This window comes from Burkholderia sp. FL-7-2-10-S1-D7 (assembly GCF_001524185.1).
GTDB lineage: Bacteria > Pseudomonadota > Gammaproteobacteria > Burkholderiales > Burkholderiaceae > Burkholderia > Burkholderia diffusa.
Map to the genome: position 1 here is coordinate 116072 of NZ_LOWY01000083.1, position 17701 is coordinate 133772.

Below are 17701 nucleotides of genomic sequence, written 5' to 3' on the forward strand. Positions count from 1 at the left end.
AAATTCCTGAAGCTGTCGCTGGCTGCGGCAGTCGTGCTCATTGTTTTGATTGTCGGGTTCTCGTATATGTCGAATGACTGGCAGGTCGTTTCCAACACTTTCATGAAGAACAGCAAGCCTTACGGCGGAGGCGACTTCGTGATATCGGGAAACGAGGCGATCACGCTGAAGATCAGCGATCCTGAAATCACGTTCAAGCCATATGCCGAATGGAAGGACAAGGAAAAAGCCGAGCCGGCCGAAGCGTGGATGAACGACAGTCGCGAAACGCTGAACCGGACGTCGGTCGAATTCTGGCGCGGCCCGGTGAACGGAGACATGACGCGCCATTTCAAGCAGGTGGGCCAGACCGCCGCCTGGTGGCACGCCAAGGACTGGACGGTCGAATTCATCAGCACCGGCTGGATGGACTACAAGTCGCCTCAGCCTGCCGACGGGCTGACGCCGCAAGTGACCAAGCTCTGGAAGTCGTCCAACGGCGGACGCGACTGGGTGCAACTCGCGTGGCCCGAAGACCGGAACATCGGTCGCCTGCTCTTTCTGGATCCGCAGCGCGGCTATGCGATCGGTTGGGGCCCGCACGTGTGGCGCACGTCCGACGGCGGTCAGTCGTGGCGGGAAATCGAACTGCCGCCGGGTGCCGCCGACGCCGGCAAACCCCACCGCACCTTTGACGGCATCGACCTGGGCCCGGACGGTACCTTGCGCGTGGCATACCACGTCGAGAAATCCGAGCATGCTTCCGCCGGAAGCGTCGTCTATCGGCTCGGCTGGGAACAATCCGGGTTCGCCCTGGACGCCGTGTTGCCCGAACAAGTGATCGTCAGCCTGTCCTCGTCACCGACCGCGTCGGATCACTATGCGCTTTACGCGCTGTCGCGCCTCGGCGAACCGCGCAATTTCGATAATCCCGCCGACAAGGGAAAACGCGTCGGCGCCATTTCGACCTGGACGAACGGCGCACCCGAGCAGGTGCGGCAATTGCATTCGTTTGACGACACGCTGACGCTCGATAGCCTGAGCGTCGGCCGGGACGGGTTGCTTCTCGTCTACGCAACCGACGCCAGCCGCAACGGCACACCGCTCGATCTCACGTTCGTCAGCAGCGACGGGGGGAAGACCTGGAACTCGAGCAGAGAGAAGACGGCTCAGGGCGGATATTTCAACGCCCAGACGAACACGCTGTATTCGCTGGTTGCCTATACGCTCAAGAAGCGGCAGTTCTGACGGTTCCGATGCGATTACCGCGGGGCCCCCGTCGCGATTCGGGCGTCGGCTCCGCGGCCTGCGGCCGATCCGAAATGGCCGGGCAATGCGGGGCCCGGCCGCACAATCGCGACGCGACGCCTGCCAGAACCGTCGGATACCGGTCCTGCCGGGTCGGTCATGTCTCGGGGTGACCGCGTATCCAATGACATGCAAAAACACACTCGCCGGATAGGATTCGTCGTGAGCCTCGCCGTCCTGGTCGTGGCGACATTGAGTTATATCCGCCCCACGATGGATCGGGAGACGATTTCGACACACTTCATGCGGGACGACACGCCATACGGCGGCGGCAGCTTCCGCATCAAGGGCAATGACGTGATGAGCGTCAAGCTCGCCAATCCCGTCGTAACGTTCAAGCCCCAGCCCGAATCGAACGAGCCGCAGCGGCCCGAGCCGACCGAAGCATGGATGAACGACACCGGCGAGTTGCTGAACCGCATGACGATCGGCTTCTTCCGCGGCACCATCGACGGCGGGATGAAGCGCCAATTCCAACAGGTCGGCCAGAATGCCGCCTGGTGGTACTCGCCAGACTGGACCGTTCAGTTCATCAGCACGTCATGGATGAACTACAAGGCTCCCGAAGCGCAAGGTGGCGACGCGCCGCAAACCACCAAGCTGTGGAAATCGAGTAATGGCGGCCAGACATGGTCGCAACTTCAATGGCCCGAAAGCCAGAACATCGACCGCCTGCTCTTTCTCGATCCGCAGCGCGGCTACGCAGCCGGCTGGGGGCCTCGCGTATGGCGAACTTCCGACGGCGGAAACACGTGGCAAGCGATCGACGTGCCGGCCGATGCACACGTCGGCAGCGAGACGCGCCAGGATTTCAATGCAATCAGCCTCGGCCCGGACGGTGTTCTGCGGATCGCCTACCATGTCGCACAGACTGCCGAAGCACCCGCTCACAGCGTGGTCGACCGGCTCGACTGGGGGCAGCACGCATTCGTGACAGATACCGTGCTGCCAGGCCAGGTCGTCACTGCGCTCGACACCACGCCGGAATCGGGATCACGTTATTCGCTGTACGCGCTGACGCATCTCGACAAGCCGCAAAACGGCGAGGGTCGCGACAACGGCCGCCGGACGGGCGCCATTTTCACGTGGACGAACGACCATCCCGAGGCCGTGCAGCAACTGCGCACGTTCGACGAGAAGCTCACACTCGACAGCATGAGCATCGGTCGCAACGGCCTCCTGCTCGTCTATGCAACCGATCCGAACTCCGGAAGCGGTGGCACCGGCGGCGGCGCACCGATCGACCTGACGTTCAGCAGCACCGACGCCGGCAAGTCGTGGAATAAAACGACCGACAAGACCGCACAAGGCGGCTACTTCGACGCGCAGACCAACACGCTGTACTGGCTGCACGCATTCACGCTGAAGAAGCGAACCTTCTGATCGCACGCCGGGCGTATCGGAAACCGGCCACCGCTGCGGCCCGCGATCGCGACTGACGATCCCGGACCACAGCAAGGTGCCGTGCCGCACCGGCTGACAGGCGATCCCGGTCGAATCGTCCGTTCAGCGCGCCGGGCGCCGATTCCGATTCGGTCTCCGGCCGACTGCTCGCCGTGATGAACGAAGAAAAGAAAAAAAAATGTTTCGATGAAAAACTTGCTGAACCGCGTAACACTCGCGCTCTCCATCGCCTGCATTACACCGGCCACCGCCGCCGCCGACACCGCCGCACGCGCGGCGCTCGACGCGCAGCACCGCGTACAGCAAGTCCGGAATCCGCAAGGCGACGGCGGCGGCACGGTCGACGTCTCGCCGCCTTTACGCGACGCGCTTCGCGCGTACAAGCAGGCGCTCGTCGGCGCGATCGACGCGCGGCTTGCGTGCAGCGACGAACACGTCGAGCCGGCTGCGCTGAAACGCACGCTTGCGGCCGCACTCGGCGTACCCGCCCAATCCACCCAATCCGCCCAGCCGAAAAACGCCGAATCGGCATTCGGTCGCAACCCGGACGTCGACGTCCAACGCGACGGCACGTCCCGCCCGCTCCTCTTCGTGCGCGCCGGCTTCGACATCCCATGCGGCGACGACAACCTGCTCACTGCCTACGCATGGGAAAACGGCGGCTGGCGGCGGGTGCTGCGCTGGCAGGCCGACGACTACAAGGACATCGGCGGCGCCTACGGCGGCGGCTTCTGGTTCGGCGCATTGCCCGGCGGCCAGGTGGCGGTCGTCCACGGCACGCCGTGGTGCTCGTCGCGCTGGAGCCGGTTCGGCGCGGACGTGGTCGCGCCGGCAAGCGGCGCGGCCGCGCAACACACGCTGTTCCATACGGCTCACGGCTACGTGCTCGACGACGACGCGATCCGCTTCAAGGTGCGCCCCGACGGCTTCGAACTGCGCATGACGGTCGGCTCGCGCGACAGCGACGTGATGACACGGCCGGGCATCTTCCGCTATCGCGTCGACGGCGACACCGTGCAACGCGTGCAGCCGGTCGCGGTCAACGGTCGCGATTTCGTCGATGAATGGCTGGGCGTGGACGATACGCTCGCGCGCGCCTGGAGCGAACCCGCGGCCGCTGCGGCGGCGCTGCAAGCGCGACAGGCGTTCATTGCGGAAAGCAAGGCGCCCGATACCGGGTTCGCCTATGGACCGGTACGCGGCTGCGCGGACAGCAAGGATCTCTTCCAGGTCGAACTGGATCTGACGGGCAAGGACGGAAACACGGTTGCGCGACGCTACGCGCTGATCCGCCAGGAGCGCAACGGGTTCACGATGCTCGGGCTACGCAAGGCGGCCGAGCCGGCATGCCACGGCGCGAACCTGATGCCGCGGCACTGAACGTCGGCGGCACGGCGGCGCCTCACAGGAATCGACGGCAAGCGGCACGCGCGCCTCGGCGTGCCTGGCCGCCCATCATTGGGCGCGTCGCGGCTCGAACACGAACGGTTGCGTGAGCAGGAACGGATTCGCGGTGGCGCCCGTCTGCGCGCAGGTCGCGTGCGTCATCGCATCGACGGCCGCGCGGTCCGCCGCCGCATTGCGGCTGCTCGTCGTCACGGTGACGTTCTGCGCTTCGCCCGCGGTCGTCATCAGCGCGCGCACGAGCACGGTGACCGGACGCGTGAGCGGCTTCGCGCTATCCGGATAGACGGCGCGCGGAATGTGGCAGGTCAGCTTGCTTTCCTGCGACGACGACAGCATCGCGCAGCCGGAAACCAGCACGGCGACGGCAGGCAGGATCAGGAGGGTCGAGCGAAGGGCCATGGTCGAATATCGTTCTTCAGTACTGTTGCGGACGAACGCCGCGCCGGCGGACATCGCCCCGCGCCGCGGCCATCGGACCGGCGCGCCGTTACGGCCGCACGACCGGCGGCTGCCCGGTCGCGATCCTGCTTGTCGGGTTCCCGGAGATCCGGGGCGGCGTTCGCGGTAGCGGCCCGCAGCGGGCGGCCGCGCACGCGAACGCTTTGCCGCATTGTGCACGCGCCGCCTTGCGCGTGGCCGCGATTTGACAATGGTTGACGCGAATCACACCGGATTCGGCAGGCATCCATTCCGCGGGGGAAGCAATCGCCGCCCCCTTCGCCCCGCCATCGCCCACCCGCCTCACCGCAATGCGGCGAGCACCGGGATTCCCCGCCCGGCGCCGCGCGGCATCACTCGGAATCGTCGTCCGAGTCGTCGTCCGCGTCGGGCGGGACTTCCCCGTACTTCGCGACGACGGCCGCCTTGAACGCTTTCAGCTCCGGCCGTTGGTCGCACAGCTTGTACAGCGACGCGAGCTGCTGCGGCCAGTCCTTCAACTCCTTCGCGAACACATGCAGGCGCGCGACCGTATCGAGGGCGTCGGCTTCGCGACCGGCCAGCGCCTGCAGCACCGCATAGCGGCGCAGCACCGTCTCGCCGGGCAGGAGCGCGATCGCGCGCTCATGCGCGACGAGCTTGAGCGGCAGGTTGTCCGGCGAAATCGCCAGCAGCGTGGCCGCCCCGTAATCGCCCCACGCGCCGAACAACAGCGACGGCGCATCGCGGTACTGTGCGGCCGGATCGCTGCCGTAGTACAGCACTTCCGCGCGCTGGTAGTCGCGCAGCACGGGCACCGCCGCCAGCACGCCGCCGAACGACAGCACCGCGAACAGCCCGAACGCCGCGCGCCCCGGCAGGATGCGCAGCGGCTTCACCTCGAGCAGGCCGATCACGAACATCGCCGGCAGCAGGAAGAACATGTACTGCTGCGGATATTCGACGAGCGCATGCATCAACAGGACGCCGATCAGGGCGAGGCCGAACACGCGCGCGCTCGACTGCGGCGCGCGCACCGCGCGCACGAACCACGTCACGAGCGCGACGACGAGCACGCCGAGGCCGACGAGGCCGGACTTCGCGAGCAGGTCGATGAAGATGTCGTGCGAGTTGTTCGCGATCTCGACACCGCCGAGCGTGCGCACGAGCGCGAACTGGTGCGACGGGAATTCGCCCCAGCCGACGCCGAGCACCGGATGCTCGCGGAACATCGCAAGCCCGTACTTCCACAGCGCGAGGCGCGGCGCGATCTGCCCCGCGTCGCGCATCCGGTCGGCCGCCGACTCGGCGAGCCCCAGATGGAAATGCACGTTGGCCCACCGCACCGCGACGTTCACCGCGACGAAGGCCACCGCGAGCGCGACCGGCATCACCCATGCGCGGCGGTTGCCAGGCGCGCGGCGCGACTCGAGCCACGCCATCCAGAAGCCCGCGACGACCAGCACCGCGACCTGCAGCCACGGGCCGCGCGACACCGTCAGCGCGAGCCCGGCCGACAGCACGATCGACAGCGCGAGCCACGCCCATACTGCGAGCCGGCGCGTCTGCACCAGATACAGCGCGCCCGCGAGCGCGAACGCGATGTAGGTCGCCAGGTGGTTCGCCTGTGCCATGTTGCCGTACGGACGGCGATCGACCGCGATGTTGTACACCACGACGAATGGCGACACCGCAGATTCGAGATGGAACAACTGCACGACCTGGCTCGCGACCGCGAGCATCCCGCCGAGCAGCAGCGCGCCCGACATCATTTGCGCGGCGGCTTCGACGAGCCGCTCGCGCGCGAGCGTGTAGCCTGCCTGCATCGCGACCAGCGCGGCGGCCATATAGCCGACCGCCAGCCAGTTCATCGACGGCACCTTCAGCGGCATGAGCGCGACCTGCGCGATCAGCACCGCCGCGAACCCGAGCGGCGCGACGAACGCGGCCGGCGCGGCGAACGGCTCGGCCGGGCGGCCCGTGCGTGCGAGCAGCACGACGGAGAGCCCCACCAGCAGATACAGCACCAGCGCGGCAAACTCGGAATAGAAGGTCGGGATCGGATACGTGTGATTCGTGATCGAGTACGGCACGATCAGGGCGACAGCCAGCGCAACGAGCGGCAACGAACGGGAAAAAGTAGAAGGCATGAGCGAACCGGATGTCAGCAACCGGCGCACTATACAAAACTTTCCCCCCTCTGTGCGGGCCCGTCGTGCCATCCCCCACGCGCTGGAGCGGGCGCAGCCGGCCGACGGGCACGGCGTGCGCCGCGCCGCGCACGCGGCCACGGACTTGCCGGCATGCCCCCGACACTACGCGCGGCACTCCGCGGGCGCATATCGCGCGGGCAACGTCGCGGCCTCCGCCGGCAACGGGCCCGCGCCCGGCGCCGGAAGCGACGACGCAGACTTGCCGGCGGCAAAGCACTCCCACGCGATCGCCCCCGCCTGCATCGCGCCCTTTTTCAGCGGCACGCGCGCGGTCGGCGTGTCGGCCTTGTCCGGGGCGGACGGCACCAGGACGAGCGTATTCGCGCCGGCCGCGGCGACGCGGGCGGTGAACGCCACCGTGATCTGGCCGGTGTCGCCGTCGATGGCGACGGATTCGACGTTGCGGGTAGCGGCCGGCGGGCTGTAGCCGCCGTCGAAGCCCGCGCCGCTCGCGGCGTTGTCGGCCACTGCGAGCCGCGCGGACGAAGCAAGCGCGAGCCCCTCGCCGACACGCGACCGCGCGAGGTAATCCTGGTACGCGGGAATCGCATAGGCCGCGATCACGCCGACGATCGCAAGCACGATCATCAGCTCGATCAGCGTGAAGCCGGCGGGCCGGCAGCGCGGCACCGGCCGGCTCGCGCGCCGCAGATCGGCGGCGATGCGACGGAACAGGGAAACGGAAAAGGCTTCGAACATGACTGGCTCCGGAAACGAAAAACGCCTGCCGAATCAGGCAGGCGTTTCGATCGTAGCCAGCAGGCCGCGGCCCCGGCAGTCGGCCGGACGGCCAACGTCACGCGTGCGTGGCACTGCGGCGTCGCCGGAGCGCGTAACCGGTGGCGACGACGAACAGCGCGCCGGCAATGCTCGCGCCGTAGATCGCCGCCGGCGTATCGAGCACCGGCCAGCGGTCGCCGACCGGGTCGTGCACCATCAGCCCGCCGGCGATCCAGCCCAGCAGCCCGGCGCCGAACGCCACGACGATCGGGAACCGATCGAGCAGCTTCAGCACCAGCGTGCTGCCCCACACGATGATCGGCACGCTGACGACGAGACCGAAGATCACCAGCGCCAGCCGGTGCGACGGATCGGCCTGCTCGGCCGCGCCGGCGATCGCGATCACGTTGTCGAGGCTCATCACGGCGTCGGCGATCACGATCGTCTTCACCGCGTCCCACAGCCGATCGGCCGGCTTCACGTTGTCGTGCGCGTCGGCGTCGGGCGCCATCAGCTTGACGCCGATCCACAACAGCAGCAGGCCGCCGCCGAACTTCAGGAACGGCACGTCGAGCAGCACGACCGCGAACGCGATCAGCGCGACCCGCAGCAGGATCGCGCCGGCCGTGCCCCACACGACGCCGCGCAACCGCTGGTTGGCCGGCAGGTTGCGGCACGCGAGCGCGATCACGACCGCGTTGTCGCCGCCGAGGAGGATGTCGATGATGACGATCTGAAACACCGCGCCCCAGTGGAGCGAGGTCAGGAATTCAAGCATGAGCGGTATCGGGTGCGGGGTAACGGCTGTCGGACAGGCGGGCCGGGTGAACGCCGGGACATGCATCGCGCATGCCTCGTGCTTACAAATTCATTGCGAGAGAATAACAAAAAACGCCGGCAAGGCCGGCGTTTTTTGCAGGACGAACCACACGGAAATTACAGCGCCTTCTTCAGCAGGCGGCCCATTTCCGACGGGTTGCGCGTGACGGTAATGCCGCACGCTTCCATGATTTCCAGCTTCGCTTCGGCCGTATCCGCACCGCCCGAGATCAGCGCGCCGGCGTGGCCCATGCGCTTGCCCGGAGGCGCCGTGACGCCAGCGATGAAGCCGACGACCGGCTTCTTCATGTTGTCCTTGATCCACTGAGCGGCGTTGGCTTCGTCCGGACCGCCGATTTCGCCGATCATCACGACCGCGTCCGTATCCGGATCGTCGTTGAACATCTTCATGACGTCGATGTGCTTCAGACCGTTGATCGGGTCGCCGCCGATGCCGACTGCCGACGACTGGCCGAGGCCCAGCGCCGTCAGCTGTGCAACGGCTTCATACGTCAGCGTGCCCGAACGCGACACGACGCCGATGCGGCCCTTGCGGTGGATGTGACCCGGCATGATGCCGATCTTCAGCTCGTCCGGCGTGATCGTGCCCGGGCAGTTCGGCCCGAGCAGGAGCGTCTTGCGGCCTTCGCGGCGCATGCGGTCCTTCACTTCGATCATGTCGCGCACGGGGATGCCTTCCGTGATGCAGATCGCGAGATCCAGGTCGGCTTCGACCGCTTCCCAGATCGCAGCGGCTGCGCCTGCCGGCGGAACGTAGATGACCGACACGGTCGCGCCGGTTTCTGCCTTCGCTTCCTTGACGCTCGCGTAGATCGGAATGCCTTCGAAGTCTTCGCCGGCCTTCTTCGGGTTCACGCCCGCGACGAATGCTTCGCGGCCGTTTGCATATTCACGGCAGGCGCGCGTATGGAACTGACCGGTTTTGCCGGTAATGCCCTGCGTGATGACCTTCGTGTCCTTGTTGATCAGAATCGACATGTATTTTGACCTCTGTTCGATTGGCGTCGCGTATCTGCCGCGCCGCCATGCGTATTCGATAGCGTTACTTGCCTTCGGCAGCCGCGACGACCTTCTGCGCAGCCTCTTCCATGCTGTCCGCCGAGATGATCGGCAGGCCCGAATCGGCCAGCATCTTCTTGCCGAGGTCCTCGTTCGTGCCCTTCATGCGCACGACGAGCGGCACGTTCAGGTTCACGGCCTTCGAACCGGCGATCACGCCTTCCGCGATCACGTCGCAGCGCATGATGCCGCCGAAGATGTTCACGAGGATCGCCTTCAGGTCCGGGTTCTTCAGCATCAGCTTGAACGCTTCGGTGACCTTCTCGGTCGTCGCGCCACCGCCGACGTCCAGGAAGTTCGCCGGCTCGCCGCCGAACAGCTTGATCGTGTCCATCGTCGCCATCGCGAGGCCTGCGCCGTTCACGAGACAGCCGATGTTGCCGTCGAGCGAGATGTACGCGAGGTCGAACTTCGACGCTTCGATTTCAGCCGGGTCTTCTTCGTCCAGGTCGCGGTAAGCGACGATTTCCGGGTGGCGGAACAGCGCGTTCGAGTCGAAGTTGAACTTCGCGTCGAGTGCGATGACCTTGCCGTCGCCGGAGACGTTCAGCGGGTTGATTTCCGCCAGCGACGCGTCGGTTTCCCAGAATGCCTTGTACAGGCCTTGCAGGATCGCGCGCGCTTGCGGAATCGAAGCAGCCGGCACGCCGATCTTCGTGGCGAGGTCGTCGGCCTGCGCGTCGAGCAGGCCCGTCGACGGCTCGACGATGACCTTGTGGATCAGTTCCGGGTGCTTTTCGGCAACTTCTTCGATGTCCATGCCGCCTTCGCTCGAACCCATCAGAACGATCTTTTGCGACACGCGATCAACGACGAGGCTGACGTACAGTTCCTGCTTGATGTCGGCGCCTTCTTCGATCAGCAGACGGTTGACCTTCTGGCCTTCCGGACCGGTCTGGTGCGTGACGAGTTGCATGCCGAGGATCTGGTTCGCGTATTCGCGAACCTGCTCGATCGACTTCGCCACCTTCACGCCGCCGCCCTTGCCACGGCCACCCGCGTGAATCTGAGCCTTCACGACCCACACCGGGCCGCCCAGCTCTTCTGCCACCTTGACGGCCTCTTCAACCGAGAACGCCGGCTTGCCGCGCGGTACCGCGACTCCGAATTTCCGCAGGATTTCCTTACCCTGGTACTCGTGAATCTTCATGCGTGATTCCCTTCAGTCTGAGAGTTGGATGAAATGTCGCTTAAGACGCTTCTTCGAATGATTTCCGTTCATTCCTTCGTGCTGCCCTCACCGGGCAAGTCCGGCCGGTTCGTGCCATACCAGCGCGGGTAGTACTGCCGCACGACCTCGCCGTCGAACCGCAACGCCCGGCAGCGACCGAGCTGAAAAGGCGGTTCGGCGTGCTCGCCGTCATGGTCCGGCCCTTCGCCTCCCTCCTCGCGCACGTTCCACACGTCACCGGCGAACGCCTGGATCGCTGCCGTCGGCAGCACGGCACACAGTTCGGTGAGATGGGAACAGCCTGCGACGCCGGCGAGCAGCCGGTTCGCGTTGCGGCGGAAATTGCGGAAGAGATTGAGCCCGATGAGGGCCCGATAGGCGGGCGGGGCGGATTGACAGTGACCGGGATAGGGAACCCATTCCGAAGACGCTTCGGCGTCGACGACGTTGAGGTCACGATCGATAGTCACGCGCAGCCAGAGTTCGTGGATCGGCAGGCCTTGGGGCCGGATGCCCGACGCAAGCGCGACATCGCGCGGCTTGTGGTCGGTCAGGCAGGCTTCGATGTCCCACAAGCCGTCGCCGCGCTCGTAGGCTTCCGCTCGGATTGCGCGTCGATGTCGCAACTGACGGGGCACGGGCTCGGATAGCGGCATGCTGGAGGTTGAGGCCGAAGAGGAAAACCCGTGGATTTTAGCATATTGGGTATTTGAGGCACCCGGCCGCGACGGCGGGTATTCACGCCTGTCCGGAAACGGTTGCATTGCAGCAAAATCGCGCGCAGCGCGCGCGACCGAACCGGTCAGTCGTCGATCGAGAAATCGTCGCCGACCTTCAGCAACTTCACGATGGTCGAGCTCGAGAAGCCGCGCGCGGCAAGGAAGCGCGCCTGCTTCGCGCGCTCGGCGGGCGTTTGCGGCAGTGCACCGAATTTCTTGCGCCAGACGGCCTGCGCGCGTGCCCACTCGGTCTCGCGCAATTGCGCATTCACTTCCTCGACGAGACTGTCGCCAACCGCATGACGCTTCAGTTCGCTGACGATGCGCGCGACGCCGACGCGCGATGCGCGGCGATGCACGAGGCTCTCGGCAAAGCGTGCGTCGGACAGCCAGCCGTCCTTTTCCAGTGCATCGAGCACCGGCTCGACGGATTCGTCCTCACCGACGTACGGCGCGAGCTTGCGCGCGAGTTCGGCCCGGCTGTACTCGCGCCGGGACAAATAGCCGAGCGCGCGGCCCTTCAGCGAACGCGGCGGTTTCGACGACTTGCGCTCGGTGGCACCGGATTCGTCGCCGGCAGCAGCATCGGCTGAACCGCCGGACGCACGGCGCGTGCGACGCGGATGCTGGCTGCTGCGCGTATACACATCTTCCTTGACCGACGCAGGCGCATCAGCCGCGCGCTCGCCCGGAAAGTTGACACCGGACACGCGACGGCGCGACCGGTCGTGCGCGTCGAACGATTCGTCGTCGTCGAACGGATCGACCGGCACGGTCATCTCAAACGAAACGAGGGCATCCTCGGATGCCCTCGTCGCGGTGCGGCGCGCGGCATGACCGCCCGCGCTCCGCCGGTTGGCCCCCGAGGATTCGGCTTGCCGGCCGGAGCGACCCGCCGTGTCGGACGCGTCGCTCGGTTCCGGTTCGCCAGCCTGACCTCGGCGCCCGACCATCACTCTTCTTCGTCCATCGCCTCGGCTTCGTCGAGCCTTACACCATCCGGCATGGCGACAACGCCGAGCGATTCGCGAATGCGGTTTTCGATCTCGCGCGCGATTTCCGGATTCTCGCGCAGGAATTCACGCGCGTTGTCCTTGCCCTGGCCGATCTTCTCGCCGTTGTAGCTGTACCAGGCACCCGCCTTGTCGACGATCTTCGCCTGCACGCCGAGATCGATGATCTCGCCCTGACGCGAAATGCCTTCGCCGTACAGGATGTCGAAGATCGCTTCACGGAACGGCGGCGACACCTTGTTCTTGACGACCTTCACGCGGGTTTCGTTGCCGATCACCTCGTCGTTCTTCTTGATCGAACCGATCCGGCGGATATCCAGACGCACCGACGAATAGAACTTGAGCGCGTTGCCGCCCGTCGTGGTTTCCGGGTTGCCGAACATCACGCCGATCTTCATCCGGATCTGGTTGATGAAGATCACGAGGCAGTTCGTGCGCTTGATCGTGCCCGTCAGCTTGCGCAGTGCCTGCGACATCAGGCGAGCCTGCAGGCCCGGCAGCGAATCGCCCATCTCGCCTTCGATTTCGGCCTTCGGCACGAGCGCCGCGACCGAGTCGATGACGATCATGTCGATCGAGCCCGAGCGCACCAGCGCGTCGGTGATTTCAAGCGCCTGCTCGCCGGTGTCCGGCTGCGAGATCAGCAGCTCCGGCACGTTCACGCCGAGCTTCGCTGCATATTGAACGTCGAGCGCGTGCTCGGCGTCGATGAAGGCTGCCGTGCCGCCCAGCTTCTGCAGCTCGGCGATGACCTGCAGCGTGAGCGTGGTTTTACCGGACGATTCCGGACCGTAGATCTCGACCACCCGGCCGCGCGGCAGGCCGCCGACGCCGAGCGCGATATCGAGACCCAGCGAGCCCGTGGAGACGACCTGGATGTCTTCGGCCGCTTCGCCGTCGCCCATCCGCATGATCGACCCCTTGCCGAACTGCTTCTCGATCTGCGCGAGCGCGGCCGCCAGCGCCTTGCTCTTCTCGGCGGTCATCCCGGAGCCCTTCTTGCTATCTTCCATGAATCGTCCTTTGCTATGATGAGCAGCGTCTGTCAGAGGCGCGCCCGCTTTCAAGCGCTGCCCACGAATGCAGACACTGTATAAAAAAACAGTGTTTTATGCAAGCCCGCAATGCAGGCTGCGTTGTACACGGATAACTTCGGAGACAGCCGCGCCGGCGCGAACGCCCCGCCGGCCATCGGTCAGCAACATGCGAATTCTCATCGCCGAAGATGACAGCATACTCGCGGACGGCCTCACCCGGTCACTCCGCCAATCGGGCTATGCCGTCGACCACGTGAAGAGCGGCGTCGAGGCCGATACCGCGCTGTCGATGCAGTCCTTCGACCTGCTGATCCTCGATCTCGGGCTGCCCAAGATGTCCGGGCTCGACGTGCTCAAGCGCCTGCGCGCGCGCAATTCCAATCTCCCCGTGCTGATCCTGACCGCCGCCGACAGCGTCGACGAGCGCGTGAAGGGGCTCGACCTCGGCGCGGACGACTACATGGCCAAGCCGTTCGCGCTCAACGAGCTCGAGGCCCGCGTGCGCGCGCTGACCCGGCGCGGCGCGGGCGGCGGCCCGACCGTCGTGCGCCACGGCTCGCTCGCGTTCGACCAGGTCGGCCGCATCGCCTATGCGAACGACCGCGTGCTCGATCTGTCCGCGCGCGAGCTCGGGCTGCTCGAAGTGCTGCTGCAGCGCATCGGCCGGCTCGTGTCGAAGGAGCAGCTCGTCGACCATCTGTGCGAATGGGGCGAGGAAGTCAGCAACAACGCGATCGAAGTGTACGTGCACCGGCTGCGCAAGAAGATCGAGCCGAGCGGTGTGCGGATTTCGACCGTGCGCGGCCTCGGCTACTGCCTCGAGAAAGTCGCGCCCGCGGCGCCGGCCGACTCGGCCGCGCCCCAGTCCGCGGCGGCCGGCACGCCGCTGCGCTGACCCCGGCCGTTGCCGCGATGGCCACGCCGGCCCATTCCCGCCATCCGACCGGCGATCAACCGTCCGCCGCCGACGTCGCGCGCGACGCGCGCTACGAGAACCCGTTCGCGCCGCCCGACGAAACCGACACGTCCGAGGCCGCGCGTCCGCGCTCGCTGTTCGGCGAAATCCTCGACTGGATGCTCGCGCCGCTCCTGCTGCTGTGGCCGATGAGCATCGCCGTCACCTATCTCGTCGCGAAGACGATCGCGAACGGCCCGTTCGACCGCGCGCTCGAGACCAACGCGTACGTGCTCGCGCGGCAGATCCATCCGGTCAACGGCGTCGCCGAGCTGACGCTGCCGCAGCAGACGCGCGACTTCCTGCGCGCGGACAACGTCGACAGCGTTTACTTCCAGGTGCTCGGCACGCGCGGCGAGCTGGTCGCGGGCGAGGCCGACATGCCGCTGCCGCGCGACGAGGACCGCCCGCCGCCGGGCGTCGTCGTATTTCGCGACGACCTGCTGCGCGGCAACGACGTGCGCGTCGCGTATACGACTGTCGCGCTGCCCGAGTCGAACAGCACGCAGCCCGTGCTCGTGCAGGTCGGCGAGACGCTCGACAAGCGCAACGCGCTCGCGAACGACATCATCAAGGGCGTGATCCTGCCGCAGTTCGTGATCCTGCCGCTTGCGATCCTGCTCGTCTGGTTCGGGCTTTCGCGAGGGCTCGCGCCGCTCAACGCGCTGCAGGCACACATCCGTGCACGGCGGCCCGACGACCTGTCGCCCGTCGAGGCGCAGCGCGCGCCGCCCGAGATCGAGCCGCTCGTCACGTCGTTCAACGACCTGCTCGCGCGTCTCGAACAGAGCATGGCGCTGCAGAAGCGCTTCATCGCTGACGCCGCGCACCAGATGAAGACGCCGCTCGCGGGGCTGCGCACACAGGCCGAGTTCGCGTTGCGCCATCCCGTGCCGCCCGACGTGCAGCGTTCGCTCGAACAGATCGCGACGAGCTCCGAGCAGGCCGGGCGACTCGTCACGCAACTGCTCGCGCTCGCGCGGGCCGAGAACCGCGCGAGCGGGCTGACGTTCGAGCCGGTCGAGATCGCCGCGCTTGCGCGCCGCACGGTGCGCGACTGGGTGCAGGCCGCGCTCGCGAAGCGCATGGACCTTGGCTACGAAGGCCCGGAGGACGACGCGCCACTCGAGGTCGACGGCAATCCCGTGATGCTGCGCGAGATGCTCGGCAACCTGGTCGACAACGCAATCCGCTACACGCCCGAAGGCGGTCGCATCACCGTGCGCGTGAGGGCCGAGCGTGCGGCGCGGCGCGTGCATCTCGAAGTCGAGGACACCGGGCCCGGCATCCCGGCCGCGGAACGCGACCGCGTGGTCGAACGCTTCTACCGGATCCTCGGCCGCGAAGGCGACGGCAGCGGGCTCGGACTTGCGATCGTGCGCGAGATCGCCGCCCAGCACGGCGGCACGCTGACGCTCGACGATCACGTCTACCAAAGCGCGCCTCGCCTCGCGGGCACGCTCGTGCGCATTAGCCTGCCGCTGTCGGACACCGCGCCGGATCAATCCTGATACGCGCGCGTCCGTACCGCGCCGCGATCGCGTCGAAACCGGCGCTTTACCACCCGATTGCGACACGATCGGAACGCGAAACGACCGATTCGGCGCGGGTTAACGCGCAGTCGTTTTGTGCCCGCGAGTCAGTGCGCCGTAAGTTTCCGTGCCAATAATCGTCGACAGGCCCGCCCACCCAAGGCGGCCGCATATCTATATCAAGGGACTTGGAGACGATTCATGGCAACGTTAGGCGAGCAAATTTCGCACTCGCCGATGACGGGCGAAGAGAAGAAGGTGATCTTCGCGTCGTCGCTCGGCACCGTGTTCGAGTGGTACGACTTTTACCTGGCCGGATCACTCGCGGCCTACATCAGCAAGAGCTTCTTCTCCGGGGTCAATCCGACCGCCGCATTCATCTTCACGCTGCTCGGCTTCGCGGCGGGCTTCGCCGTGCGTCCGTTCGGCGCGATCGTGTTCGGCCGGCTCGGCGACCTCGTCGGCCGCAAGCACACGTTCCTCGTGACGATCGTGATCATGGGCATCTCGACCTTCGTGGTCGGCTTCCTGCCCGGCTACGCATCGATCGGCATCGCGGCGCCCGTGATCTTTATCGCGATGCGGCTGCTGCAGGGCCTCGCGCTCGGCGGCGAGTACGGCGGCGCGGCGACCTACGTCGCCGAGCATGCGCCGGCGAACCGTCGCGGCTTCTATACCGCGTGGATCCAGACGACCGCGACCCTCGGCCTGTTCCTGTCGCTGCTCGTGATCCTCGGCGTGCGCACGTTCATCGGCGAGGAATCGTTCGGCAGTTGGGGCTGGCGCGTGCCGTTCGTCGCGTCGATCCTGCTGCTCGCGGTGTCGGTGTGGATCCGGATGCAGCTGAACGAATCGCCGGTGTTCCTGCGCATCAAGGCGGAAGGCAAGACGTCGAAGGCGCCGCTGACCGAAGCGTTCGGCCAGTGGAAGAACCTGAAGATCGTGATCCTCGCGCTCATCGGCCTGACCGCCGGCCAGGCCGTCGTGTGGTACACGGGCCAGTTCTACGCACTGTTCTTCCTCACGCAGACGCTGAAGGTCGACGGTGCCAGCGCGAACATCCTGATCGCGATCGCACTCCTGATCGGCACGCCGTTCTTCCTGTTCTTCGGTTCGCTGTCGGACAAGATCGGCCGCAAGCCGATCATCCTCGCGGGCTGCCTGATCGCGGCGCTCACCTACTTCCCGCTGTTCAAGGCGCTCACGCACTACGCGAACCCGCAGCTCGAACTCGCGACGCAGAAGGCGCCGATCACGGTCATCGCCGATCCGGCCACCTGCTCGTTCCAGTTCAACCCGGTGGGCACGTCGAAGTTCACGAGCTCGTGCGACATCGTGAAGAGCGCGCTCGCGAAGGCCGGCCTGAACTACGAGAACGTCGCGGCGCCGGCTGGCGCGACCGCGCAGATCAAGGTCGGCGATACGGCGATCCCCGCGTATGACGGCAAGGCCGCCGACGCGAAGGCGCAGGGCGCGGCGTTCGACAAGACGCTCGCGTCAACGCTGAAGGCGGCCGGCTATCCGGCGAAGGCCGACCCGGCGCAGCTCAACTGGCCGATGACGATCGTGATCCTGACGATCCTCGTGATCTACGTGACGATGGTCTACGGCCCGATCGCCGCGATGCTGGTCGAGATGTTCCCGACGCGGATCCGCTACACGTCGATGTCGCTGCCCTATCACATCGGCAACGGCTGGTTCGGCGGCTTCCTGCCGGCGACCGCGTTCGCGATCGTCGCGGCGAAGGGCGACATCTACTCGGGGCTCTGGTATCCGATCGTGATCGCGCTGGCCACGTTCGTGATCGGCCTGCTGTTCGTCAAGGAGACGAAGGACTCGAACATCTACGCGCAGGATTGAGGTCGGGCGCGGGCGGCATCCCCGCCCGCAACCCGTGCCGGCCCCGGCCCCGGCACTTTTTTTCAGG

General features: G+C 66.4%; 15 protein-coding genes. 6 read left to right on the forward strand and 9 right to left on the reverse strand.

Annotation, left to right across the window (positions count from 1 at the left end):
- Nucleotides 1–66 precede the first annotated feature (66 nt).
- The 3 genes from WS75_RS24840 (at nt 67) to WS75_RS24850 (ending at nt 4071) form a co-directional block, all read left to right on the forward strand.
- Nucleotides 67–1227 carry a WD40/YVTN/BNR-like repeat-containing protein gene (locus WS75_RS24840; RefSeq protein WP_059684378.1) on the forward strand — a complete coding sequence of 387 codons (1161 nt, stop codon included), beginning with the start codon at nt 67–69 and terminating at the stop codon, nt 1225–1227.
- A gap of 273 nt (nt 1228–1500) precedes the next feature.
- Complete coding sequence (locus WS75_RS24845; protein WP_059684247.1) at nt 1501–2670, forward strand: WD40/YVTN/BNR-like repeat-containing protein; 1170 nt, start codon at nt 1501–1503, stop codon at nt 2668–2670.
- Between the two features lie 207 nt (nt 2671–2877).
- Complete coding sequence (locus tag WS75_RS24850; protein ID WP_059684249.1) at nt 2878–4071, forward strand: hypothetical protein; 1194 nt, start codon at nt 2878–2880, stop codon at nt 4069–4071.
- Nucleotides 4072–4146: 75 nt separating this feature from the next.
- On the opposite strand, the gene WS75_RS24855 is transcribed toward WS75_RS24850, so the two are convergent.
- The 9 genes from WS75_RS24855 to recA all read right to left on the reverse strand — a co-directional run bounded on the left by WS75_RS24855 (nt 4147) and on the right by recA (nt 13263).
- Complete coding sequence (locus WS75_RS24855; protein WP_006749941.1) at nt 4147–4497, reverse strand: TonB family protein; 351 nt, start codon at nt 4495–4497, stop codon at nt 4147–4149.
- A gap of 392 nt (nt 4498–4889) precedes the next feature.
- Nucleotides 4890–6665: a PglL family O-oligosaccharyltransferase gene (locus WS75_RS24860; protein WP_059684251.1), complete on the reverse strand. Its 1776-nt coding sequence runs from the start codon at nt 6663–6665 to the stop codon at nt 4890–4892.
- A gap of 165 nt (nt 6666–6830) precedes the next feature.
- A complete protein-coding gene (locus WS75_RS24865) occupies nt 6831–7427 on the reverse strand; it encodes a pilin (RefSeq protein ID WP_059684253.1) in 597 nt (198 codons plus the stop codon).
- A 97-nt stretch (nt 7428–7524) separates the two neighbouring features.
- Nucleotides 7525–8226: a TerC family protein gene (locus WS75_RS24870; RefSeq protein ID WP_059684255.1), complete on the reverse strand. Its 702-nt coding sequence runs from the start codon at nt 8224–8226 to the stop codon at nt 7525–7527.
- A gap of 158 nt (nt 8227–8384) precedes the next feature.
- Nucleotides 8385–9266, reverse strand: coding sequence for a succinate--CoA ligase subunit alpha (gene sucD / locus WS75_RS24875; protein ID WP_010090788.1), 882 nt, complete (start codon nt 9264–9266; stop codon nt 8385–8387).
- Between the two features lie 64 nt (nt 9267–9330).
- Nucleotides 9331–10497 (reverse strand): ADP-forming succinate--CoA ligase subunit beta, encoded by a 1167-nt coding sequence (sucC, locus tag WS75_RS24880; RefSeq protein WP_059684257.1) that lies wholly within the window; start codon nt 10495–10497, stop codon nt 9331–9333.
- Nucleotides 10498–10565: 68 nt separating this feature from the next.
- Entirely contained in the window at nt 10566–11174 is a 609-nt protein-coding gene (locus WS75_RS24885) for a DUF2889 domain-containing protein (RefSeq protein ID WP_059528036.1), read from the reverse strand.
- 146 nt (nt 11175–11320) lie between these two features.
- A complete protein-coding gene (gene recX / locus WS75_RS24890) occupies nt 11321–12190 on the reverse strand; it encodes a recombination regulator RecX (protein ID WP_059684260.1) in 870 nt (289 codons plus the stop codon).
- Complete coding sequence (recA, locus tag WS75_RS24895; RefSeq protein WP_059684262.1) at nt 12190–13263, reverse strand: recombinase RecA; 1074 nt, start codon at nt 13261–13263, stop codon at nt 12190–12192. Before recA ends, recX begins: the two co-directional genes overlap by 1 nt.
- A 190-nt stretch (nt 13264–13453) precedes the next feature.
- Between recA and WS75_RS24900 the strand changes: the two genes are divergently transcribed.
- The 3 genes from WS75_RS24900 (at nt 13454) to WS75_RS24910 (ending at nt 17634) form a co-directional block, all read left to right on the forward strand.
- A complete protein-coding gene (locus tag WS75_RS24900; protein ID WP_059607556.1) occupies nt 13454–14182 on the forward strand; it encodes a response regulator transcription factor in 729 nt (242 codons plus the stop codon).
- A 17-nt stretch (nt 14183–14199) separates the two neighbouring features.
- Nucleotides 14200–15753, forward strand: coding sequence for a sensor histidine kinase (locus WS75_RS24905; RefSeq protein ID WP_059684263.1), 1554 nt, complete (start codon nt 14200–14202; stop codon nt 15751–15753).
- A 222-nt stretch (nt 15754–15975) separates the two neighbouring features.
- Nucleotides 15976–17634: an MFS transporter gene (locus WS75_RS24910; RefSeq protein WP_059684265.1), complete on the forward strand. Its 1659-nt coding sequence runs from the start codon at nt 15976–15978 to the stop codon at nt 17632–17634.
- The last annotated feature ends 67 nt before the right edge of the window (nt 17635–17701 follow it).

Excerpts from the sequence above, each read along its gene's own strand:
- WS75_RS24910 (WP_059684265.1), top strand. The coding sequence starts at position 15,976 with ATGGCAACGTTAGGCGAGCAAATTTCGCACTCGCCGATGACGGGCGAA.
- WS75_RS24900 (WP_059607556.1), top strand. The coding sequence starts at position 13,454 with ATGCGAATTCTCATCGCCGAAGATGACAGCATACTCGCGGACGGCCTC.
- WS75_RS24845 (WP_059684247.1), top strand. The coding sequence starts at position 1,501 with ATGGATCGGGAGACGATTTCGACACACTTCATGCGGGACGACACGCCA.
- sucC (WP_059684257.1), bottom strand. The coding sequence starts at position 10,497 with ATGAAGATTCACGAGTACCAGGGTAAGGAAATCCTGCGGAAATTCGGA.
- recX (WP_059684260.1), bottom strand. The coding sequence starts at position 12,190 with ATGGTCGGGCGCCGAGGTCAGGCTGGCGAACCGGAACCGAGCGACGCG.
- WS75_RS24840 (WP_059684378.1), top strand. The coding sequence starts at position 67 with ATGTCGAATGACTGGCAGGTCGTTTCCAACACTTTCATGAAGAACAGC.
- sucD (WP_010090788.1), bottom strand. The coding sequence starts at position 9,266 with ATGTCGATTCTGATCAACAAGGACACGAAGGTCATCACGCAGGGCATT.
- recA (WP_059684262.1), bottom strand. The coding sequence starts at position 13,263 with ATGGAAGATAGCAAGAAGGGCTCCGGGATGACCGCCGAGAAGAGCAAG.
- WS75_RS24905 (WP_059684263.1), top strand. The coding sequence starts at position 14,200 with ATGGCCACGCCGGCCCATTCCCGCCATCCGACCGGCGATCAACCGTCC.
- WS75_RS24850 (WP_059684249.1), top strand. The coding sequence starts at position 2,878 with ATGAAAAACTTGCTGAACCGCGTAACACTCGCGCTCTCCATCGCCTGC.
- WS75_RS24870 (WP_059684255.1), bottom strand. The coding sequence starts at position 8,226 with ATGCTTGAATTCCTGACCTCGCTCCACTGGGGCGCGGTGTTTCAGATC.
- WS75_RS24885 (WP_059528036.1), bottom strand. The coding sequence starts at position 11,174 with ATGCCGCTATCCGAGCCCGTGCCCCGTCAGTTGCGACATCGACGCGCA.
- WS75_RS24855 (WP_006749941.1), bottom strand. The coding sequence starts at position 4,497 with ATGGCCCTTCGCTCGACCCTCCTGATCCTGCCTGCCGTCGCCGTGCTG.
- WS75_RS24860 (WP_059684251.1), bottom strand. The coding sequence starts at position 6,665 with ATGCCTTCTACTTTTTCCCGTTCGTTGCCGCTCGTTGCGCTGGCTGTC.
- WS75_RS24865 (WP_059684253.1), bottom strand. The coding sequence starts at position 7,427 with ATGTTCGAAGCCTTTTCCGTTTCCCTGTTCCGTCGCATCGCCGCCGAT.